The sequence below is a fragment of the Streptomyces sp. NPDC018031 genome, assembly GCF_044327625.1.
Taxonomy (GTDB): domain Bacteria; phylum Actinomycetota; class Actinomycetes; order Streptomycetales; family Streptomycetaceae; genus Streptomyces.
In genome coordinates this window covers 708,863-727,587 of sequence record NZ_JBIRFT010000001.1, presented here as the reverse complement: position 1 = coordinate 727,587, position 18,725 = coordinate 708,863, and the positions used below count along the sequence as shown (strand labels likewise).

The following is an 18,725-nucleotide window of genomic DNA, read 5'->3' as shown; positions in this document are numbered from 1 at the left end:
GAAGCGTATTGGTCCGCATGACCGCCGCGGGGGGAAGGTGATCCCGGCACCCATGACCGCACACCGGGCGGGGCCTGGCCGCCCCGCCCCCTACGCGCCCCGGCCGGGGCGCCCGGAGGTTTGGACCATGCAGCACAGCCGTGTCCGGCGCGCCCTCGGCGGGACGCTCGCCGCGCTCGTCCTCGTCCCGCTCGCGGCCTGCGGCCAGGACGCGTCACCGGCCGCCGCCACCCCGGCGGTGTCGTCCCCCGCGCCGACCACCCCGGCCGGCGACGCGAAGCGTCACGTCCGCGAGTTCCGGGACCTGGAGCGGGAGTTCGACGCCCGGCTCGGCGTCTACGCCGTCGACACCGGGACCGGCCGCGAGGTGGCCTACCGGGACGGCGAACGCTTCGCCTACAACTCCACCTTCAAGGCGCTGGCCGCCGGTGCCGTGCTGCGCCGGTACCGGCTGGACGGCATGGACGAGGTGGTCAGGTACTCCCGGGACGACCTGGTCGCCCACTCGCCCAGGACCGAGCGGCACCTCGGCACCGGGATGAGCCTGCGGGACCTGTGCGAGGCCGCCGTCCGCTTCAGCGACAACACCGCGGCCAACCTGCTGTTCGACGCGCTCGGCGGGCCCCGGGGCCTGGACGCCGTACTCGCGGAACTCGGCGACGACACCACCCGGATGGAGCGCCGGGAGCCCGAGCTGAGCCGGTGGGTCCCGGGCGAGACGCGGGACACCACCACCCCCCGGGCGATCGCCGGGGACCTGCGCGCGTTCGTCCTCGGCGACGTCCTCGGCGAGGACGAGCGCGCCCAGCTGACCCGGTGGCTGAAGACCAACGTCACCGGAGCCGGGCTGATCCGGGCCGGGGTGCCCGAGGGCTGGGTGGTCGGCGACAAGACCGGGACCGGCAGCCATCACGGCGCCCGCAACGACATCGCCGTGGTGTGGCCCCCGGACCGCGCGCCCATCGTGATGGCGATCCTGTCGAACCGCGCCCGGAAGGACGCCGAGCCCGACGACAGGCTGATCGCGCGGGCCGCGACCGCGGTCGCCGGCGCCCTGTCCTGACCCGCCGCGACCACCGCACCCGGCACCGCCCCGGCCCCCCGGGGGCCCCACCGGACCGGCATCGGCGGTGGACCTCGGTGACCCCGGCGACCCAGGGCTCCGGCCGAGCTCCGGCGGCAGGGTTCAGACGTCGCTGGGACCGGGGCTCCAGCCGGTGCGCTGGGCCCAGGCGTCAGCGCGCCGGATGACCTCCCACACGCAGGCGTCCTTCGCCCGGACGTAGCCGGGACGGTCGTGGCGGAACTCGGCCGCGTAGCGCCGTTTTGCTGCCGCGTACCCGGTCGCGGCAGCCGGGTGGTCACGGAGGTAGTCGCGGAACAGCAGCGGGAACTGCTGGGAGAAGCTGCCCAGTTGCCGCACGTGCACATGCGTCCGGCGCTCGCCGGGAGGCTCCCGGAAGTACCGCTTGGTCCGCTCCGGATTGTCCGCCCGGTACACCAGACCCATGCCGGTGAGCGGCCCCAGGAACGCGTCCGCCGGCTCCAGCGATGCCACGGAGATCTGGATGTCGATCACCGGCTTGGCCGCCAGCCCGGGTACTGAGGTGGACCCGATGTGGTCGATACGCGCCGCGACATCACCGAGAGCCGCCCGCAGGCCCGTGCCCCACTCGGTGAACAGCGCCGGCCAGGCAGGGTCGTAAGGCACGATCTCGACGGGGTCTCCCATGCGGGGGAGTGTCCCACGCTCTCCGCGGCCGTGGCCTCGCCGGGGCACGCGGGGCCGTGGCCTGGGCCGGTGGCCGGTGCCGCCGGGCGGGCGGCACGCCGCCCCGCAGGCCGGGGGCGACCATGCCGGGCCGGGGCCCCGCGCGGGCCCCGGACCGGCAGCGCCGGTCAGGCGCCGGGGCGCACCGGGATGCTGGTCACGAACGGCTGGGCCGGGCCCGGATCGGTGAAGAAGTCGTTGCCCTTGTCGTCGACGACGATGAACGCCGGGAAGTCCGCCACCTCGATCTTCCAGACCGCCTCCATGCCGAGCTCCTCGTACTCCAGGACCTCGACCTTCTTGATGCAGTCCTGGGCCAGGCGGGCCGCCGGGCCGCCGATCGAGCCGAGGTAGAAGCCGCCGTGCGCGGCGCAGGCGTCGGTGACCTGCTGGGAGCGGTTGCCCTTGGCCAGCATGATCCTGGAACCGCCGGCGGCCTGGAACTGCTCGACGTAGGAGTCCATCCGGCCGGCCGTGGTCGGGCCGAAGGAGCCGGAGGCGTAGCCCTCCGGGGTCTTCGCCGGGCCCGCGTAGTAGACCGGGTGGTCCTTGAGGTACTGCGGCATGCCCTCGCCCGCGTCCAGCCGCTCCTTGATCTTGGCGTGCGCGATGTCGCGGGCCACGACCAGGGTGCCGGTCAGCGACAGGCGGGTCTTGACCGGGTGCCGGGTCAGCTCCGCGAGGATGTCCTCCATCGGCTGGTTGAGGTCGATGGAGACCGCGTCGAGGTCCGGGCCCGCGCCCTTCGTCAGTTCCTCGTCGGTGGTGTCCGGCAGGAAGCGCGCCGGGTCGGTCTCCAGCTGCTCCAGGAAGACGCCCTCGGCGGTGATCTTCGCGACCGCCTGGCGGTCGGCGGAGCAGGAGACGGCGATGGCCACCGGGCAGGAGGCGCCGTGCCGGGGGAGGCGGACCACGCGCACGTCGTGGCAGAAGTACTTGCCGCCGAACTGCGCGCCGATGCCGATCTTCTGGGTCAGCTCGAAGACCTTCTCCTCCAGCTCCTTGTCGCGGAAGCCGTGGCCGAGCGGGGAGCCGGACTCCGGCAGCTCGTCCAGGTAGTGCGCGGAGGCGTACTTGGCGGTCTTCAGGGCGTACTCGGCGCTGGTGCCGCCGACCACGATGGCCAGGTGGTACGGCGGGCAGGCGGCCGTACCCAGCGAGCGGATCTTCTCCTCCAGGAACTTCATCATGCTCGCCTCGTTGAGGACGGCCTTGGTCTCCTGGTAGAGGAAGGACTTGTTGGCGCTGCCGCCGCCCTTGGCCATGAAGAGGAACTTGTACGCGCCGCCGTCGGTCGCGTACAGCTCGATCTGGGCGGGCAGGTTGGAGCCGGTGTTCTTCTCGTCCCACATGGTCAGCGGGGCCATCTGGGAGTACCGCAGGTTCAGCTCGGTGTACGCGTCGTGGATGCCCCGGGAGAGGGCCTCCTCGTCGCCGCCCGCGGTGAGCACCTGCTGGCCGCGCTTGCCCATGACGATCGCGGTGCCGGTGTCCTGGCACATGGGCAGCACGCCGGCGGCCGCGATGTTGGCGTTCTTCAGCAGGTCCAGCGCGACGAACTTGTCGTTGGCGGACGCCTCCGGATCGTCGATGATCTTGCGGAGCTGGGCCAGGTGCGCGGGCCGGAGGTAGTGCTGGATGTCGTGGATCGCCTCGGCCGCCAGCTTGCGCAGCGCCTCCGGCTCCACCTTCAGGAACGTACGGCCGTCCGCCTCGAAGGTGCTCACGCCCTCGGAGGTCACCAGGCGGTACGGGGTGGTGTCCTCCCCCAGGGGGAGCAGATCGGTGTACGCGAACTCCGGCATTTCGCCCATTCCTTACTCAACAGACGGGTGCTGGCATCGATGACAGCGTCCACCAGCGTAGAGCGCGGGCCGGTGGGTGTGCGGGTGAGGTAAGACTCAGTTGACGCCGGCTCCCGCGGGCGAGGTCCGGCCGCCGCGGGCACTGTCGCGATCTATCGCGTTTCGCTACGCTGGCGCCGTGGACGAGCAGCAGCCGGTGCCCCTGACCAAGCCCTCTGCCGGATCCCGGCCCCAGGCGGCCCAGGTGGCCGACGACGACATCCGCGCCTCGGACGCGGACCGGGACCGGGTCGCCGACATCCTCCGTGAGGCGCTCGCCGAGGGGCGGATCGACCCGGACGAGCACGCCGAGCGGATCGACGGCGCCTACCGGGCTCGGACCCGGGGCGAACTGCGCCCGCTGGTCCGCGACTTGCCGGCCGCGGCGCGGCCGTTCGCCGGCCCGGCGACGGCGGCCGGCCCGCACCGGCCGCCGCACCCCCGGGCCACGGGCCCCTCGGAGAAGGTGGCGGCGGTCTTCGGCGGCGCGGTGCGCCGGGGCCGCTGGCGGGTCGGCCGCCGCACCAGGGCGTTCGCCCTCTTCGGCGGCATAGAGATCGACCTGACCGAAGCGGTCTTCGAGCAGCGGGAGATCGTGATCGACGCGTTCGCGGTCTTCGGCGGCGTGGAGATCAAGGTCGCGGAGAACATCTCGCTGCGCGGCGGCGGGGCCGGCGTCTTCGGCGGCTTCGACGTGTCGGCGCGGGAGGCCGAGGACCCCGACGCGCCGGTCGTGGTGGTCGGTGGGTTCGCCCTGTTCGGCGGGGTGGAGGCGCGATCGGTGGCCGGTAAGCGGCTGCGGAACCTGCGCGCCGGCTGACCGGTCTGGTTCGTCCCTGTTCGTCGGATTCCGTCCGGAGGGCGCGCCTCCGAGTGCGCCCGCTGAACGCGCCTTCGGACCCCCTTGCGCCCGCCATGTCTCCGGCACGCCTTCTTGACTCGTACTGGGGCGCGCCCTTGTGAGGGTCCACGGTGTGCATAAGCGCGCGCACAGCGGGTAAGGCTTGGTGCGTCGTCTCTCGTACGGCTGGATGGGGGTGCAAAGCGGCCGTACTTCATGGAGACGGGCAAGGGTGACCACCGGAGCCGTCGTCAGGAGTAGACCGTGCTGCAACCGCATCATCCCCTGCAGGACGCCGCATCGCCCCCGCAGCGCATTCCCGCGCGGGACCAGGGCGGCCCCTGGCACTCGGAGGCGGTGTGCCGCCGCGACGAAGCCGGGCTGTTCTTCGCACCGTCCAAGGAGCCCACGGCGGCCCGGCTGTCCAGGGAAGAGGCCGCCAAGCAGGTCTGCGCCCGCTGCCCGGTGATGGTGGAGTGCAGGGAGCACGCGCTGCTGCAGCCCGAGCCGTACGGGGTGTGGGGCGGGCTGACCGCGGCCGAGCGCCGCGTCGTGCTGGCCCGCCGCCGGCGCCGCGACGCGGAGCTGCAGCGCTCCGTGCGGGTCGCCGCGGCCGGGTGAGCCGGACCGACCGGACCCTCAGCGGGTGACGGGCCGGGCCCACCGGGATGGTGGGGCCCGGCCCGTCCGCTGCCCGGGGGCGGCCCGCCGCGCGCCGCGGCGGCCGGGGGAGACCGGCGCGGGGTGCCTAGCGGGCGCGCTCGAAGTCGACCGAGGCGTACGCGCGCAGCTTGGACAGCCGGTGCGTGGAGTCGATCTGCCGGATGGTGCCGGACTTGGAGCGCATCACCAGCGACTGGGTGGTGGCGGTCTCGGCGCGGTAGCGCACCCCGCGCAGCAGATCGCCGTCGGTGATGCCGGTGGCGACGAAGAACACGTTGTCGCCGCGGACCAGGTCGTCGGTGCTCAGCACCCGGTCCAGGTCGTGGCCGGCGTCCAGGGCGCGCTGCCGCTCGGCGTCGTCCTTGGGCCACAGCCGGGTCTGGATGGTGCCGCCCAGGCACTTGATGGCGCAGGCCGCGATGATGCCCTCGGGAGTGCCGCCGATGCCCATCAGCAAGTCCACGCCGGTGCCCTCGCGGGCCGCCATGATCGCACCGGCCACGTCGCCGTCCGAGATGAACTTGATGCGGGCGCCGGTCTCCCGGATCTCCTTGACGATCTTCTCGTGCCGGGGCCGGTCGAGGATGACGACGGTGACGTCCTCGGGGCTGGAGTTCTTCGCCTTGGCGACCCGGCGGATGTTCACGTCCACCGGGGCGGTGATGTCCACGAACTCGGCCGCCTCCGGGCCGGTCACCAGCTTGTCCATGTAGAAGACCGCGGACGGGTCGAACATCGAGCCGCGCTCGGCCACCGCCAGCACCGAGACCGCGTTGGCCATGCCCTTGGCGGTGAGCGTGGTGCCGTCCACCGGGTCCACGGCGACGTCGCACTCCGGGCCGGTGCCGTCGCCCACCCGCTCGCCGTTGTAGAGCATCGGGGCGTTGTCCTTCTCGCCCTCGCCGATGACCACGACGCCGTTCATCGAGACGGTGTGGATCAGGGAGCGCATGGCCTTGACGGCCGCGCCGTCGGCACCGTTCTTGTCGCCTCGTCCCACCCAGCGGCCGGAGGCCATGGCGCCCGCTTCGGTGACCCGGACCAGCTCCAGGGCGAGGTTGCGGTCGGGGGCCTCGGGGCTGACCTCGAGCGGGGCGGGAAGATGGTGCTCGGTCATCGGAGCGCACCTTTCTGTACGGCGACGGCCGGAAGTGAGGGTGATGTCGCGGTGTCCGGGGGACGGGCCCCCTGACAAGCACAGTATCCGCTGATTGTGAATGTGAGCAGAGGGCCCCACGCATGAGCGGCGTCAAGGCCGCCGATCGGGCCGCGCCCTGCCGCCCGCCGCCGCCGCGCCCGTGGTGGCGCCGGCGTGCGCTCCGGGGCGCCCGGCCCCGGAACGCCCGGTGCCGGGGGCCGTCGTCGGGGCCGCCGGGGCCATGGGGGACCATGTACGGGTGGCAGGTATGCGAGGCAACAAGACGATCCGCGGCATGGTGCAGTCGTTGGCGGTGACCGGCGCGGTCGCCGGGCTGTTCTACGTCTTCGTTCCGCACGACGAGGACCACGACCCGATCAAGACGGTCGACTACCGCGTCGAGCTGCAGACGGTCCGCCGCGCGGCGCCCTATCCGGTGGCCGCGCCGGGCGGTCTGCCCGAGGGCTGGCGCGCGACCTCGGTGCACTACAGCCCGGAGAGCAAGGACGGCTCGGTCTGGCACCTCGGCTTCCTGGACGCGGAGCGGGAGTACGTGGCCGTGGAGCAGAGCGACGGCCGGCCGGCGCCGTTCGTCGACAACGTGACCCACCGGGCGCGGGAGACCGACCGCACCCAGCGGATCAACGGCCAGGTCTGGACCCGGTACACCGGCCCCAAGTACAACGCGCTGGTGAACAAGGGCGACGGGGTGACCACCGTGGTCACCGGCACCGCGTCGTTCGAGCACCTGACCACGATGGCGGCCGCGCTGCGGGCCGAGAAGGGCCCCGCGACCTGACGACGATGGCCGCCGCGCCGGAGCCCGGGAGGGGCAGGCGCGGCGGCCGACGCGGAGACCCGCGGGGGGACGGGGCTCCGCGAGCGGCCCCGCGGGGGACGGGGCCGTCGGTGGGCCGGCCGCGGACGGCGGCCGGCGGTGCGGTGCGCCCGGGGGCGCACCGAGGGATGGCCGGCCTCGGTGGCGCGGGACGCGCGCGGGCCGGATCCGGGGGTCAGACGGTGGTGACGACCTGGTCGTAGGCCAGGCGCGGGGAGCGCGGGTAGGAGGCGTTCTCACCCGGCTTGCCGATGTTGACGACCATCAGCGGGGTGTGGTCCGCGTCCAGGAACTCCCGCTGCACCCCGGCCGCGTCGAAGCCGGTCATCGGGCCGGCGGCCAGCCCCGCGGCGCGGATGCCGACGATGAAGTACGCGGCCTGCAGCGAGGCGTTGAGCGCCGCGGCCTGCTCACGGGCGCCGCGCTCGGCGAAGAAGACGTCCTTGGCCTGCGGGAAGTGCGGGAAGAGCGTGGGCAGCTCGTGGTGGAACTCGTTGTCCGCGGCGAGCACGGCGACCAGCGGGGCGGTCCGGGTCTTGGCCTGGTTGCCCTCGGCCATGTGGGACACCAGCCGCTCACGCGCCTCGGCGGAGCGCACCAGGACGATCCGCAGCGGGGACTGGTTGAACGCGGTCGGGGCGTACTTCACCAGGTCGTAGATCGCCTGCACCTGCTCCTCGGTCACCGGCTCGTCGGTGAACGTGTTGGCGGTGTGCGCCGCACGGAAGAGCAGGTCCTGGGCGGCGGTGTCGAGGGCGAGACTCATGGGTGAAACCTTCTGCTGTGCGTGTGCTGGCAGAGTCCACTGTACCCGACATGTATTAACTTTCAACTAAAAGCGGAGCGTGGTGGTCCGTCTCACAGCGCGGGCCTCGCAGTCCAGGGCCCCAGCCCAGGTCTCACGGCCCAGGTCTTCCAGCCCAGGTCTCGTGATCCGGGCCTCGCACAGGCCGGGTCTCACGCCCCGGGGCTCGCAGTCCGGGTCTCACACGGCCCGGGGCTCGCGGTCCGGCGCCGAGGGCCCCGCGCCGGCCGCGGTCAGTCCTGCTCCGCGGCCCGGCCCTCCCCGGCCGCCGCGCCCTCGCCCGCGGCCCCGGCCTGCCCGGCCAGCGCCGCGTCCAGCCGCGCCCGTGCACCGTCCAGCCAGCGGCGGCACACCCGGCCCAGTTCCTCGCCGCGCTCCCACAGCGCCAGCGACTCCTCCAGCGTGCTGCCGCCCGCCTCCAGCCGGCGCACGACCTCGATCAGCTCGTCCCGTGCCTGCTCGTAGCCGAGCGCCGACTCCCCGGCCGGGCCGCCGCTGCCGCCCGTGCCGCCGGTCTCCTCGGCCCCGCCGGGCCCGTCCGTCGTCTCCATGCCCCTCACCCTAAGGGCGGTCACCGACAGCGACCCGGACCGTGAAGCCGCCCTCGGCGACCCGCGCCCGCAGCTCCTCGTCCGGCGCCACCTCGCCGGCCGCCCGCACCACCGTGCCGTCCGCGTGCTGCAGTACCGCGTATCCCCGGCGCAGCGTCGCGGCCGGGGAGAGCGCCACCACCCGGGCCAGGGTGTGCGACAGTTCCGAATCGGCCCGGTCCAGCAGGTGCCCCAGGGTGCGGCGGGCCCGCGCCACCGCCGCCTCGACCTGTTCCGCCCGCTCGTCCACCATGCGGTGCGGCCGCTCCATGCACGGCCGGGCCAGCGCGTGCGCCAGGCCGCGCTCCTCGCGGTCCAGCAGGCCGCCCACGGCGCGCAGGGCGCGCTCGCGCAGCTGCTGGATCCGGGACAGCTCCTCACCCACGTCCGGTACGACCTTCTTCGCCGCGTCGGTGGGGGTGGACGCCCGCAGGTCCGCCACCAGGTCGAGCAGCGGGGAGTCCGGCTCGTGGCCGATCGCCGACACCACGGGCGTGGCGCAGGCAGCGACGGTCCGCACCAACTGCTCGTCGGAGAACGGCAGCAGGTCCTCCACGCTGCCGCCGCCGCGCGCCACCACGATCACGTCCACGTCCGGCCGCGCGTCCAGCTCCCGGACCGCGGCCACCACCCGCGGCACCGCGTGCACGCCCTGCACCGGCACGTTGCGCACCTCGAACCGGACGGCCGGCCAGCGCAGCCGGGCGTTCTCCAGCACATCCCGCTCGGCCGCCGAGGCCCGGCCGCAGACCAGCCCGATCAGCTGCGGCAGGAACGGCAGCGGCTTCTTGCGGTCGGCCGCGAACAGCCCCTCCGCGGCGAGTGCCCGCTTCAGCTGCTCCAGCCGGGCCAGCAGCTCCCCGACGCCGACCGGACGGATCTCGGCCGCCCGCAGCGACAGCTGCCCGCGCGGCGCGTACCACTCGGGCTTGGCCTGCACCACCACCCGGGCGCCTTCGGAGACCACGTCCGCCACCCGGTCGAAGACGGAGCGGAAACAGGTGACGGACAGGGAGATGTCGTAACTCGGGTCGCGCAGGGTCAGGAACACCACCCCGGCCCCGGGCCGCCGGGACAACTGGGTGATCTGCCCCTCCACCCACACCGCTCCCAGCCGGTCGATCCAGCCGCCGATCAGCCGGGAGACCTCACCGACCGGGATCGGCGAGTCCGCCGAGGTGTTGAGAGCCATGCCGCGAGCGTAACGGCTGCCGCCGACACCGGCAGCGGTCCCGGGCGCCGGAGCACGGCCACGGCCCCGGCCCGGTTCGGGCCGGGGCCGCCGTCACGGCACCGCCGGGAGGCCCCACGCGGCGGCGCCGCGCGACCGGTGTCACGGCACGGCGGCGGTGATCCCGGGGGTGCTCCGGTCGCCCAGGGCGGCGAGGTACCGCTCGGCGTCCAGCGCCGCCGCACAGCCGGTGCCGGCCGCGGTGACGGCCTGCCGGTAGACGTGGTCGACCACATCGCCCGCCGCGAACACCCCCGGCAGGCTGGTCCGGGTCGACGGCGCCCGCACGACGACGTAGCCGTTGTCGTCCAGCTCCAGCTGCCCGGCGAAGAGGGCGCTGCGCGGATCGTGCCCGATGGCGATGAACAGCCCGCTGACCGCCAGCGCCCGGACAGCGCCGGTCCGGGTGTCGCGCAGCGTCACCCCGGTGAGCCGGGCGTCGCCCCACAACTCGGTGACCTCGCAGTCGAAGGCGAAGACGATCTTCGGGTCGGCGAACGCACGGGCCTGCATCACCTTGGACGCCCGCAGCGTGTCCCGGCGGTGCACCACGGTCACCGACTCCGCGTACCGGGTCAGGAAGGTGGCCTCCTCCAGCGCGGTGTCGCCGCCGCCGACCACCACCAGGTCCCGGCCCCGGAAGAAGAACCCGTCGCAGGTCGCGCACCAGGACACCCCCCGGCCGGACAGCTCGTCCTCGCGCGGCAGGCCCAGCTTGCGGTAGCCGGAGCCGGTCGCCACGATCACGGTGCGGGCCCGGTGGGTGCGGCCGTGCCCGTCGGTCAGCTGCTTGATCTCGCCCCGCAGGTCGACGTCGACGACCTCGTCGTCGATCATCTGCGCGCCGAAGCGCGCGGCCTGGGCGCGCATGTTCTCCATCAGGTCCGGGCCCTGGACGCCGTCCGGGAAGCCGGGGAAGTTCTCCACCTCGGTGGTGGTGGTCAGCGCACCGCCGGCGTAGACGGCGCCGCGGAAGACCATCGGGAAGAGCCCGGCGCGCGCCGCGTACAGCGCGGCGGTGTACCCGGCCGGGCCGGAGCCGATGATCGCCACCTCGCGGATCCCCCCGGTGGGCTGCGCGGAGCCGTCCCGGCCCCCGGCGATCACCGCGCGCCCCTGGCCGCGGCCCCGCTCCCGGTGTGCAGCAGCAGGTTCTTGGAGTCCGCGCCGGGGTTCTTCACGTGGTCCACGGTCGCCGCGTCGGCCAGCGCCTTGTCGACCTGCTCCGGGGTGGCCGACGGGTGGGCCGACAGGTACATGGCTGCGGCGCCGGTCACCTCGGCGGTCGCCGCGGAGGTCCCGGTGAGCTTCCCGTACGCGTAGGTACCCGCGGCGCTCGCGCTCGGGATGTCGGTGCCGGGCGCGAACAGGTGGACGCAGTACCCGTAGTTGGACCAGGCGGGACGGTTGTCGCCGGGGTCGGTCGCGGCGACCGTGATGGCGGTGGTCTGCCGGGCGGGGGTGGTCTCGCAGGACTCGACGCCGTTGCCGTCCGCGTCCCCGTTCCCGGCCGCCGCGGTGTAGGCGATGCCCTGGTGCGTCATCTCGTACAGCTGGAGGTCGAGCACCGACCCGGCCGGGCCGGAGAAGCCGAGGTTGACCACGGCGGGGCGGACGGCGTTCGCGGTGATCCAGTCGACCGCGGAGACCAGGTGCTCCAGGGTCCCGGTGCCGTCGCAGCCGAAGGCGCGCACCGACTCCACCCGGGCGGCCTTGGCGACGCCGGTGGTCCGTCCGGCGACGACGGACGCGGAGGCGGTGCCGTGCCCGTTGCAGTCGGTGCCGCCGCCGCCCACGGTCTGGGTGATGGCGTCGTACGCCCCGCGGGCCCGGCCGCCGAACTCCTGGTGGCCGGTGCGCACACCGGTGTCCACCACATAGGTGCGCACGTTGGAGGCGGTGTTGGGGAAGCGGTACGTCTGGTCCAGCGGAAGGTCCCGTTGGTCGATCCGGTCCAGCCCCCAGGGGACCTTGCCGAACTGGATGCCACCGGCCCGGGCGCCCTCGCTCCCGGCCGCCCCGGCCGCCGACGGCCGCCCGGCGACGCGGTAGACCCGGGCGCCGGTGACCGAGTCGACCCGGGTGTCCTTGTAGTACCTGGTCACCTGCTCGTCGGTGAGGGTGACGGAGAAGCCCTGCATGGCGGAGTGGTAGACCCGCCGCAGTTCGCCGCCGTGCTGGGCGGTCATCTCCCGGGCCACCTTGGTGACTTCGTCCTTGGTCGCCCCCACGCCGTGCACCTGGACGATGTGGACGGTGCCGGCCCGGGTCCCGGCACCGGCCTCGGCCGCGGTGGCGGGCTGACCGCCGACGCCGCCGAACAGCACCGGCAGGGCCGCGGCCGCCGCGGCCACCACGGTGGTCCGGCTCCTGGGCTTCGGCGTGGACTTCGGGTTGGTGCTCTTGACGGTCTTCATCGGATCAGGTGCCTTTCGCAGCGTGTTGCGGTCGGTGCGGGCCGGTGGGGAAGCCGACGGTGCGCAGCGGGGGATCGGCGGTCTTCTGGATGGGGCCCGGCAGGGAGGAGGTGTCCGTGCCGGGCCCCGGCGCGGGCCGCCGCGGACTCGCGAAACGCGGCGGCACGCGGGCTGTGCGGGTGGTGCGGTTACAGGTTGTTCAGCCAGTTGCGCAGCGAGGTGGGACCGTCGAAGCCCACCATGCGGCTGCCGGCCTCCTGGCCGTTCTGGATGTTGAGCAGGGCCGGGATGCCGCGGACCCCGTACTTCTGCGACAGCGTGGGGTTCTTGTCGACGTCGACCTTCGCCCAGACCCAGGCGCCGTTGTCCGCGGTGTTGTACTGCTGGAGGTACGGCTTCTGCTTCTGGCACCAGTAGCACCAGGTCGCGGTGAAGTCGAGGACGACCGGCTTGGTCTTCGACCACTCCATGACCTGGGCGTAGTTGGCGGAGGTCACATCCACCACGTTGGGGATCGACGAGGCGGCGGGGGCGGTGGTGGGCGGCGGCGACGCCGGGGAGGCCAGCGCGGGGGCGGCGCCCCCGAGCAGTGCGGCCACCGCGGCGGCGCTGACGGCGATTCTGCGGAGCATGGTTCCTCTTCCTCTCGGTCGGTTCCCCGGCCCGGGACGGGCCGGCGGGATTTTCGGGGGGTGGTGCGGGGTCAGGACGCGGCCGCCTCGGTCGGCAGGCCGCCACTGACCCAGTCCTCGATTCCCTCGCGGTATTTGCGGACGTTGGTGTAGCCGAGCTCCACGAGCCGGGCGCCGACGAGCTCGCTGTTGCGGCAGGGCACGTTCGCGCAGTACACGACGATGGGGGCGGAACGGTCGGGCAGTACGGTCGGGGCGAGTTCGTCGGTGAACCGGGAGGCGTCCTCGTACGGGAACCCCGGAATGTTCACCGCGGTCGGCAGGTGCTCGCGCTCGTAATAGTCCACGGGCATCGTGTCGACGACCGTCACCGATCCGGCTTCGATCTCGGATTTCAGTTCCTGCCTCTTCACCAGCGGTAGCACGTCAGCCTCCGGATTTCGTCATATCGGTTCGGGGAGCGGTGGACCGGGCGGACCGGGTGAGGTGCCGGCCGGCGGTGATGCGGCCCACGGCGGCGTACAGGAGGAATGCGACGAGCACCGAATTGATGGACGGGATTCCCCAGTCGAGGTACTCGCCGACGAGTGAACCGGCGGCCCAGCACACCAGGGACAGCGGCATCCAGTCGGCGTTCTCGCCGGGCAGGACGTCGTTGCGCCGGGCCCGGTCCAGATCGGCCCGGAACTGCCGGACCACGAAGTACTCGGCGATGATGATCCCGGCGACCGGCGGTGCCAGGACCCCGATGGTCTCCAGGAAATCGGTGAAGTTGTCCACGATGCCCATGGCGGAGAGCACGGTGCCCACGACGCCGATCACGAGGGTGACCGGCCGCCGGCCCACCCGGCGGCCGAAGAGCACGTCGATGGAGTTCACCAGGCCGAGCGAGGAGGAGTACAGGTTCCAGTCGTTGATCTTGAGGATGGCGGTGGCCAGGATCAGCGTCCCCAGCAGCCCGGAGGACGAGGTGATGATCCCGACGATGTCGGAGGTGCGGGCCGCGTGGGCGAGCAGCACCGCGGTCAGCCCGATCAGGTACTCGCCGAGGGTCACGCTGATGAGCGTCTGTTTCACCACGTCGGACGGCCTGCGGTTGAAGCGGGTCATGTCCGGCGTCATGATCGCGCCGAGGATGAACGCGCCCGAGACCAGCGTGGTGCCCTCGGCCAGCGACATCGCCGGGCCGGGCGGCGCGGAGGTCATCAGGTCGCCCAGCGAGTGGTCGGCCAGGGTGTCGATGATCGACCAGGCGGCCAGCACCAGGAACGCCGGAACCGTCAGATAGGCCGTCCAGGCCATCATCCGGAACCCGAAGACGGTGATCGCGGTGATGACCGCTCCGCCGACCACGGCCCAGGCCCATTCGGGGGCCCAGCCGGCTAGGTCGTGCATGCCCTGGGCGAAGACGCCGTTCTGCACGCCGAACCAGCCGGCCAGACTCAGCGCTATCAGCAGCCCCACCAGTGCCGAGCCCTTGCGGCCGAATCCCGACCAGCGGGCCAGCACCGAGGTCGACAGTCCTTCCCGCACCCCGGCGATGCCCAGCAGGATCGTGATGACCTCCAGCATCACCGACCCGATGGTGATGGCGATCACCGCGTCGGTGAAATCCATGCCGAAGCCGAGGACCGCGCCCACCAGGAACTGCTGGAACGAGGAGACCTGACCGAATCGCTGCACGGCGACGGACACCCAGGAATGCCGTGCCTCGTCCGGGACCCGGGTCAGCGAGTAGTCGTCGAGGGCTTCGTCCGAAGCGCCGCTGTTCATCGTTCGGCCCCGGCTCGTTGCCGGGCCGCGTGGTCCCGGGATTCCGCGGAATGCCCGGCGGTCCCGGAGCATTCGGGGCCGGCCTCCTCGGCGAACTCCGGCCGCTCTCTTTCCCGGACCACCAGGAATCCCTGTCCGGCCTCCGGCGACCAGCTCAGCTGATTGCGGTAGAAGCGCTCCAGGAAATCCACCCGGTGGTGGTAGACGAACATCGAGGCGCCGGTCTCCGTGATGCCCGCGGAATCGACGAAGAGCGGGAGTTCGGCAAGGAAGTACCGCACCGCGAGCAGCAATTGCTCGTCGGTCGGCACGGCGCCGGGCGGCAGCTTGCGGTCGAGCACCCAGTGGGAGGCGTCCAGACAGGCGGCGCGGAAGGCGTCGTCGTCCCGGAAGAGGGCCTGGGCGGTCTCCAGCAGCTCGCCGTACCGGGCGTTCCGGGACAGCCGGTCCATGCCGAGGATGAGTCCGGCCGGCTCCTCGACGCCCAGGTGCCGCAGCGCCGTGGTGATCTTGTTGTGCACGTACTGCCCCTGGCGCTGCGCCTTGTGCCGGGCCCGGTCGGGCGGGTAGCCGAGCGCCTCCAGCGTGTACGCCGCGGCCGTGTCGGGGACGAAGAAGTGGCAGCTGTCGAATTGCGACAATGCCCACCCGGCCAAAGCGGTCAGTCGCGTAGTGCTGAAGTAGCTGTTGAACGGGCTGACCCCGATGCACGCATGCGACGCTTTTTGCAGCACTATGCCGCAATTTTCAGTGAGTGGTTCAATGTCGAACATAACTTCGTCCTCGCGCATTGGTTCGGACAATTGGCGGCAGTCGGAGGTGCGGTTACCGCTTGCAGGGGATCGTCGTCCGGCCGAGGACTCGCTGGGTAGTGTCAGAGCGTTATGCCGCGCACGCATACCCCCAGCTCAGTGCGGACCCCGGAAAGCGCAGAGTTACCGGGCGAAGCAGGCCGTGACGCTACGCGCGTGGCGCGTCCGATAAACCCCTCGCGAACTGCGGGTACGACCACTGGTGGCGGTCACTAAAACACGGTTAACTTCTGAGTTATGGACTTACAGCTACGGCACTTAAGGAATCTGTGTGCTATTGCGGACGCCGGAAGCCTCAACCGGGCGGCGATAGCCCTCGGCCTGCCCCAACCCGCCCTCAGCCGCCAGGTGCGGCGGCTGGAGCAGCTGCTCGGCGGCCCCCTCTTCGAACGCGACTCCTGCGGCGTCCGCCCGACCCCGCTGGGCACCAGCGTCCTCGACCACGCGGACGCGATCGTCCGGCTCTCCGACAACCTCGGCGAACAGCTCCGCGGACACCGGGTGCGGCAGCGCAGCACCGTGCGGGTCGGCTGGGCGACCAGCGTGCTGCACGAATCCCTGCTGCACTGCCTGCGCCGACTGCCGTTCGGGGGCCGGCTGCGCGTCGTCACCACCGACTCCTCCCGCAACCTGGCGGCCCTGCTGCGCAGCGGTGAGGTGGACCTGGCGATGCGTGACCACTGCGTCAACGAGGAGCCGTTCGGCGCCCCACCCGCCGGCGGGCTGCCGCAGGACGGCGTGATCTCGGACGTGGTCTGGGGCGAGAGCCCGGTCCACCTCGCGCTCGCCGCGACCCACCCGCTGGCCGCCGCCCCCGTCATCACCATGGCCGACCTGGCGGACGAGGACTGGATCTCGGTGTACGGCGCCGACGGCTGCCACGAGAAGCTCCGCCGGCTCTGCGGGGCCTACGGGTTCACCCCCCGGATCAGCCACGACATCCCGCTGAGCGGCCCGCGCTGCGAGGTGATCCGCCATCAGGGCAGCGTCGCCCTGGCCCAGGCGCTGCGACCGGTCGGCCCGGGCGTCGTCTGCCGCCCGGTCGCCGACCTGACCCTGCGGGTGCGGCACTCGATCGCCTTCCGCAAGGACAGCCGGTTCGCCGCCCAGGTCCCGCTGCTGGTGGAGATGTTGTCCGCGGCGTTCCGGGACCTGGCCGGCCCGGCGCCCGCCGAGCCCCGGCACGACCGGGCGGTGCGCCTCCGCCCGGTCCCCGCCGACCACCAGACGCACCGGCCGGAGCCGCCCACACCGAAGCCCCGCACAGCCGAACCGTCCCCCGAGGAGCCGACCGTGCCGGAAACCAGCACCTCCGGGCCCCGCCCGTCCGAGCCCTCCGCAGCAGCCGCACCGCCGGTGCCGGAGCCGTCCGCCCCCCACGGCTCGGGTGCCCTCGTGCGGGCCCTCGCACCGCGCCCGCCGGGCGCGACCGGGTCACGCGCCACCGCCGGACGGCCCGCCGGCGGACCACCACCCCACCCCTCCTGTACCAACCGGTGAGAAGCCGACCACCATGGACATCGAGATAGCGGACCTCCGCCTGCTGAGAGCCGTCGCCGAGACCGGGAGCCTGGCCGGCGCGGCACGTGAACTGGGAACCAACCAGGGCAACCTCAGCCGTCGGCTGCAACGGATCGAGCGTGCCACCGGCATGGTCATCTTCCGTCGCGGCCACCACGGCGCCACCCCCACCGCGGCCGGTCGGCTGCTGCTCCGCGGGGCCGACGCCGTACTCCCGCTGGTCGACCAGCTCCTCGCGACGACCGGGACCCAGCCCCCGCCGCCCGCCGACCCAGCCCCCGCGGCCCCCTCCCGTCCCACGGCCCCCGCGCCCCCCGGCACGCCCTCCGTGCAGCTGGGCGCCGTCCCCAACCCGCTGCTCCCGGTCATCGCCGGGCACCTCGGCTCCCTGCTGCCGCACGCGCCGATCGCGCTGCGGACCGCCGACGCCGGCCCGGCACTGCTCGACCTGATCCGCGCCCGCTGCCTGGACCTGGCCGTCTTCCGGTACTGCCCCGGCCTCGAAGGCCCCCTGCCGGACGGCGTGGAGACGGCGGTCGTCGCCGAGGAACGGCTCCTGATCGGCTTCGCCGAACGGCACCGGCTGGCCGGCCGCCGCCGGCTGACCCTGGCCGACCTGGGATCCGAGACCTGCATCCTCACCGAGACCGGGCACAGCGCACTGCGCCGCCACTTCCTCGCCGTCGTCGAACGCGGCGCCGTCACCGCGAGCAGCGGAGCACGGCCGATGCTGTGCTGGGCGGCCGACGACGCGGAGGCGGCGGCACTCGCCTGCGCCATGTCCGCGGTGCTGCCCGCCTACCCGTTCCCCGCGCCCGTCCCCGGCATCAGCTACCTGCCGCTGGACGAACCCGCGGCCCGGTGCCAGCTGATGCTGGCCTGGCCACCGGACGGCCGGCTCGCCCCGCAGGCCACCCGCCTCGCGGAGCTCGCCCGGCAGTCCTACCCCGGCACCGGCACGCCCGCCCCACCCCCCGCGGCTGCCGCCCCGCCGACCCTGCTCGACCGGCCGGTCCCCCACCCCCGGCCCGCGCCGTTCCCGCTCACCCCCACCTATCCGCACGCCGCCGTCCCGTACACGGAACGGGTCAACTCGGCCTGACGGAGTCCATCGGCCCCGGGGACGGAGCACCCCACCCCGCCCCGGGCGCCCCGACCAGCGCCCACCGTTATGTTCCTCGCGGTCCTGCAAGAGGGCCGCTGGCCTCCAGGGCGGCATGACTGTTGCCCCCTGTCGACGGGATGACCCCCCGCCCCACCCGCGCGCCGCCCCCCGTCCTTCGCGGCCGCGCCCCGCGAGCCCCCGCCATCGCCCTTCGCGCCCGGCCCCCCCCGTGCCCGGCCCCGGCGGCCTGGGCCCCCGCTTGCCGCTACCGCCCTTCGCGCCCGGCCCCGCGAGCCCGCGCGCTGCCACCACCCGCCGCGGCCGGCCCCGCGCCCGCCCCGTGCCCCGCAAGCCCCCGCCCGCGCACCCGCGCACCCGCGCCCAGCCCCCGCTTCTCGCAAGCCCCCGCCCGTCGTACCCGGGCCATCACGCGCCGCGCCCGGCCCCCGCGCATCCGCTTCCCGCAAGCCCCCGCCCGTCGCACCCGCGCCATCGCCCGCCGCGCCCGGCCCCCACGTACTGCACCCGGCCCCAGGCACCCCGCGCCCCCGCGACCTGCGAGCCACCGCCCGTCGCGCCCGGCCCCGGACACCCGCGCGCCCGCACCCGCGCCCGGGCCCCAGACACCTGCGCACCCACGCCCGGCCCCCGCTTCTCGCAAGCCCCCGCCCGTCGTACCCGGGCCATCACGCGCCGCGCCCGGCCCCCGCGCATCCGCTTCCCGCAAGCCCCCGCCCGTCGTAC

18 protein-coding genes are annotated in these 18,725 nt (G+C 73.5%); 6 read left to right on the top strand and 12 right to left on the bottom strand.

Going from position 1 to position 18,725, the window contains the following annotated elements; genetic code table 11:
- Positions 1-127 precede the first annotated feature (127 nt).
- A complete protein-coding gene (bla, locus tag ACH4B3_RS03100) occupies positions 128-1,063 on the top strand; it encodes a class A beta-lactamase (RefSeq protein ID WP_398460963.1) in 936 nt (311 codons plus the stop codon).
- A gap of 123 nt (positions 1,064-1,186) precedes the next feature.
- On the opposite strand, the gene ACH4B3_RS03095 is transcribed toward bla, so the two are convergent.
- Together ACH4B3_RS03095 and ACH4B3_RS03090 are read right to left on the bottom strand one after the other, a co-directional pair.
- On the bottom strand, positions 1,187-1,732 hold the full coding sequence (locus ACH4B3_RS03095; RefSeq protein WP_398460962.1) for a GrpB family protein: 546 nt from the start codon (positions 1,730-1,732) through the stop codon (positions 1,187-1,189).
- A gap of 167 nt (positions 1,733-1,899) precedes the next feature.
- On the bottom strand, positions 1,900-3,576 hold the full coding sequence (locus tag ACH4B3_RS03090) for a fumarate hydratase (protein ID WP_398460961.1): 1,677 nt from the start codon (positions 3,574-3,576) through the stop codon (positions 1,900-1,902).
- Positions 3,577-3,754: 178 nt separating this feature from the next.
- Here ACH4B3_RS03090 and ACH4B3_RS03085 point away from each other — a divergent pair, with 178 nt between their 5' ends.
- Both ACH4B3_RS03085 and ACH4B3_RS03080 read left to right on the top strand, forming a co-directional pair.
- Complete coding sequence (locus ACH4B3_RS03085) at positions 3,755-4,435, top strand: DUF1707 domain-containing protein (protein ID WP_398460960.1); 681 nt, start codon at positions 3,755-3,757, stop codon at positions 4,433-4,435.
- A 285-nt stretch (positions 4,436-4,720) separates the two neighbouring features.
- A complete protein-coding gene (locus ACH4B3_RS03080; protein ID WP_398460959.1) occupies positions 4,721-5,077 on the top strand; it encodes a WhiB family transcriptional regulator in 357 nt (118 codons plus the stop codon).
- A gap of 127 nt (positions 5,078-5,204) precedes the next feature.
- Here ACH4B3_RS03080 and glpX read toward each other — a convergent pair whose 3' ends face one another.
- Complete coding sequence (glpX, locus tag ACH4B3_RS03075) at positions 5,205-6,236, bottom strand: class II fructose-bisphosphatase (protein ID WP_398460958.1); 1,032 nt, start codon at positions 6,234-6,236, stop codon at positions 5,205-5,207.
- A gap of 289 nt (positions 6,237-6,525) precedes the next feature.
- Here glpX and ACH4B3_RS03070 point away from each other — a divergent pair, with 289 nt between their 5' ends.
- Positions 6,526-7,056 (top strand): DUF4245 domain-containing protein, encoded by a 531-nt coding sequence (locus tag ACH4B3_RS03070; protein ID WP_398461564.1) that lies wholly within the window; start codon positions 6,526-6,528, stop codon positions 7,054-7,056.
- A gap of 214 nt (positions 7,057-7,270) precedes the next feature.
- Here the strand turns inward: ACH4B3_RS03070 and ACH4B3_RS03065 are convergent, their stop codons facing one another.
- From ACH4B3_RS03065 to ACH4B3_RS03025, 9 genes are all read right to left on the bottom strand, one after another.
- Positions 7,271-7,861, bottom strand: a complete 591-nt coding sequence (locus tag ACH4B3_RS03065) for a malonic semialdehyde reductase (RefSeq protein ID WP_398460957.1) — start codon at positions 7,859-7,861, stop codon at positions 7,271-7,273.
- A 272-nt stretch (positions 7,862-8,133) separates the two neighbouring features.
- Positions 8,134-8,451 carry an exodeoxyribonuclease VII small subunit gene (locus tag ACH4B3_RS03060; RefSeq protein ID WP_398460956.1) on the bottom strand — a complete coding sequence of 106 codons (318 nt, stop codon included), beginning with the start codon at positions 8,449-8,451 and terminating at the stop codon, positions 8,134-8,136.
- 10 nt (positions 8,452-8,461) lie between these two features.
- The gene (gene xseA / locus ACH4B3_RS03055; protein WP_398460955.1) at positions 8,462-9,682 is read right to left on the bottom strand and encodes an exodeoxyribonuclease VII large subunit; all 1,221 of its coding nucleotides are present in this window, start codon (positions 9,680-9,682) and stop codon (positions 8,462-8,464) included.
- 141 nt (positions 9,683-9,823) lie between these two features.
- Positions 9,824-10,783 (bottom strand): thioredoxin-disulfide reductase, encoded by a 960-nt coding sequence (gene trxB / locus ACH4B3_RS03050; protein WP_398461563.1) that lies wholly within the window; start codon positions 10,781-10,783, stop codon positions 9,824-9,826.
- A 41-nt stretch (positions 10,784-10,824) separates the two neighbouring features.
- Positions 10,825-12,138 (bottom strand): S8 family peptidase, encoded by a 1,314-nt coding sequence (locus ACH4B3_RS03045; RefSeq protein ID WP_398460954.1) that lies wholly within the window; start codon positions 12,136-12,138, stop codon positions 10,825-10,827.
- Positions 12,139-12,326: 188 nt separating this feature from the next.
- Positions 12,327-12,770: a thioredoxin family protein gene (locus tag ACH4B3_RS03040; protein ID WP_398460953.1), complete on the bottom strand. Its 444-nt coding sequence runs from the start codon at positions 12,768-12,770 to the stop codon at positions 12,327-12,329.
- Positions 12,771-12,841: 71 nt separating this feature from the next.
- Entirely contained in the window at positions 12,842-13,183 is a 342-nt protein-coding gene (locus ACH4B3_RS03035; protein ID WP_398460952.1) for a rhodanese-like domain-containing protein, read from the bottom strand.
- Between the two features lie 13 nt (positions 13,184-13,196).
- Positions 13,197-14,543: a purine-cytosine permease family protein gene (locus ACH4B3_RS03030; protein ID WP_398460951.1), complete on the bottom strand. Its 1,347-nt coding sequence runs from the start codon at positions 14,541-14,543 to the stop codon at positions 13,197-13,199.
- On the bottom strand, positions 14,540-15,316 hold the full coding sequence (locus ACH4B3_RS03025; protein WP_398460950.1) for a tRNA-dependent cyclodipeptide synthase: 777 nt from the start codon (positions 15,314-15,316) through the stop codon (positions 14,540-14,542). Before ACH4B3_RS03025 ends, ACH4B3_RS03030 begins: the two co-directional genes overlap by 4 nt.
- A gap of 276 nt (positions 15,317-15,592) precedes the next feature.
- Here ACH4B3_RS03025 and ACH4B3_RS03020 point away from each other — a divergent pair, with 276 nt between their 5' ends.
- Both ACH4B3_RS03020 and ACH4B3_RS03015 read left to right on the top strand, forming a co-directional pair.
- On the top strand, positions 15,593-16,855 hold the full coding sequence (locus ACH4B3_RS03020) for a LysR family transcriptional regulator (protein WP_398460949.1): 1,263 nt from the start codon (positions 15,593-15,595) through the stop codon (positions 16,853-16,855).
- A gap of 13 nt (positions 16,856-16,868) precedes the next feature.
- Positions 16,869-17,978 (top strand): LysR family transcriptional regulator, encoded by a 1,110-nt coding sequence (locus ACH4B3_RS03015; RefSeq protein ID WP_398460948.1) that lies wholly within the window; start codon positions 16,869-16,871, stop codon positions 17,976-17,978.
- Positions 17,979-18,725 lie beyond the last annotated feature (747 nt).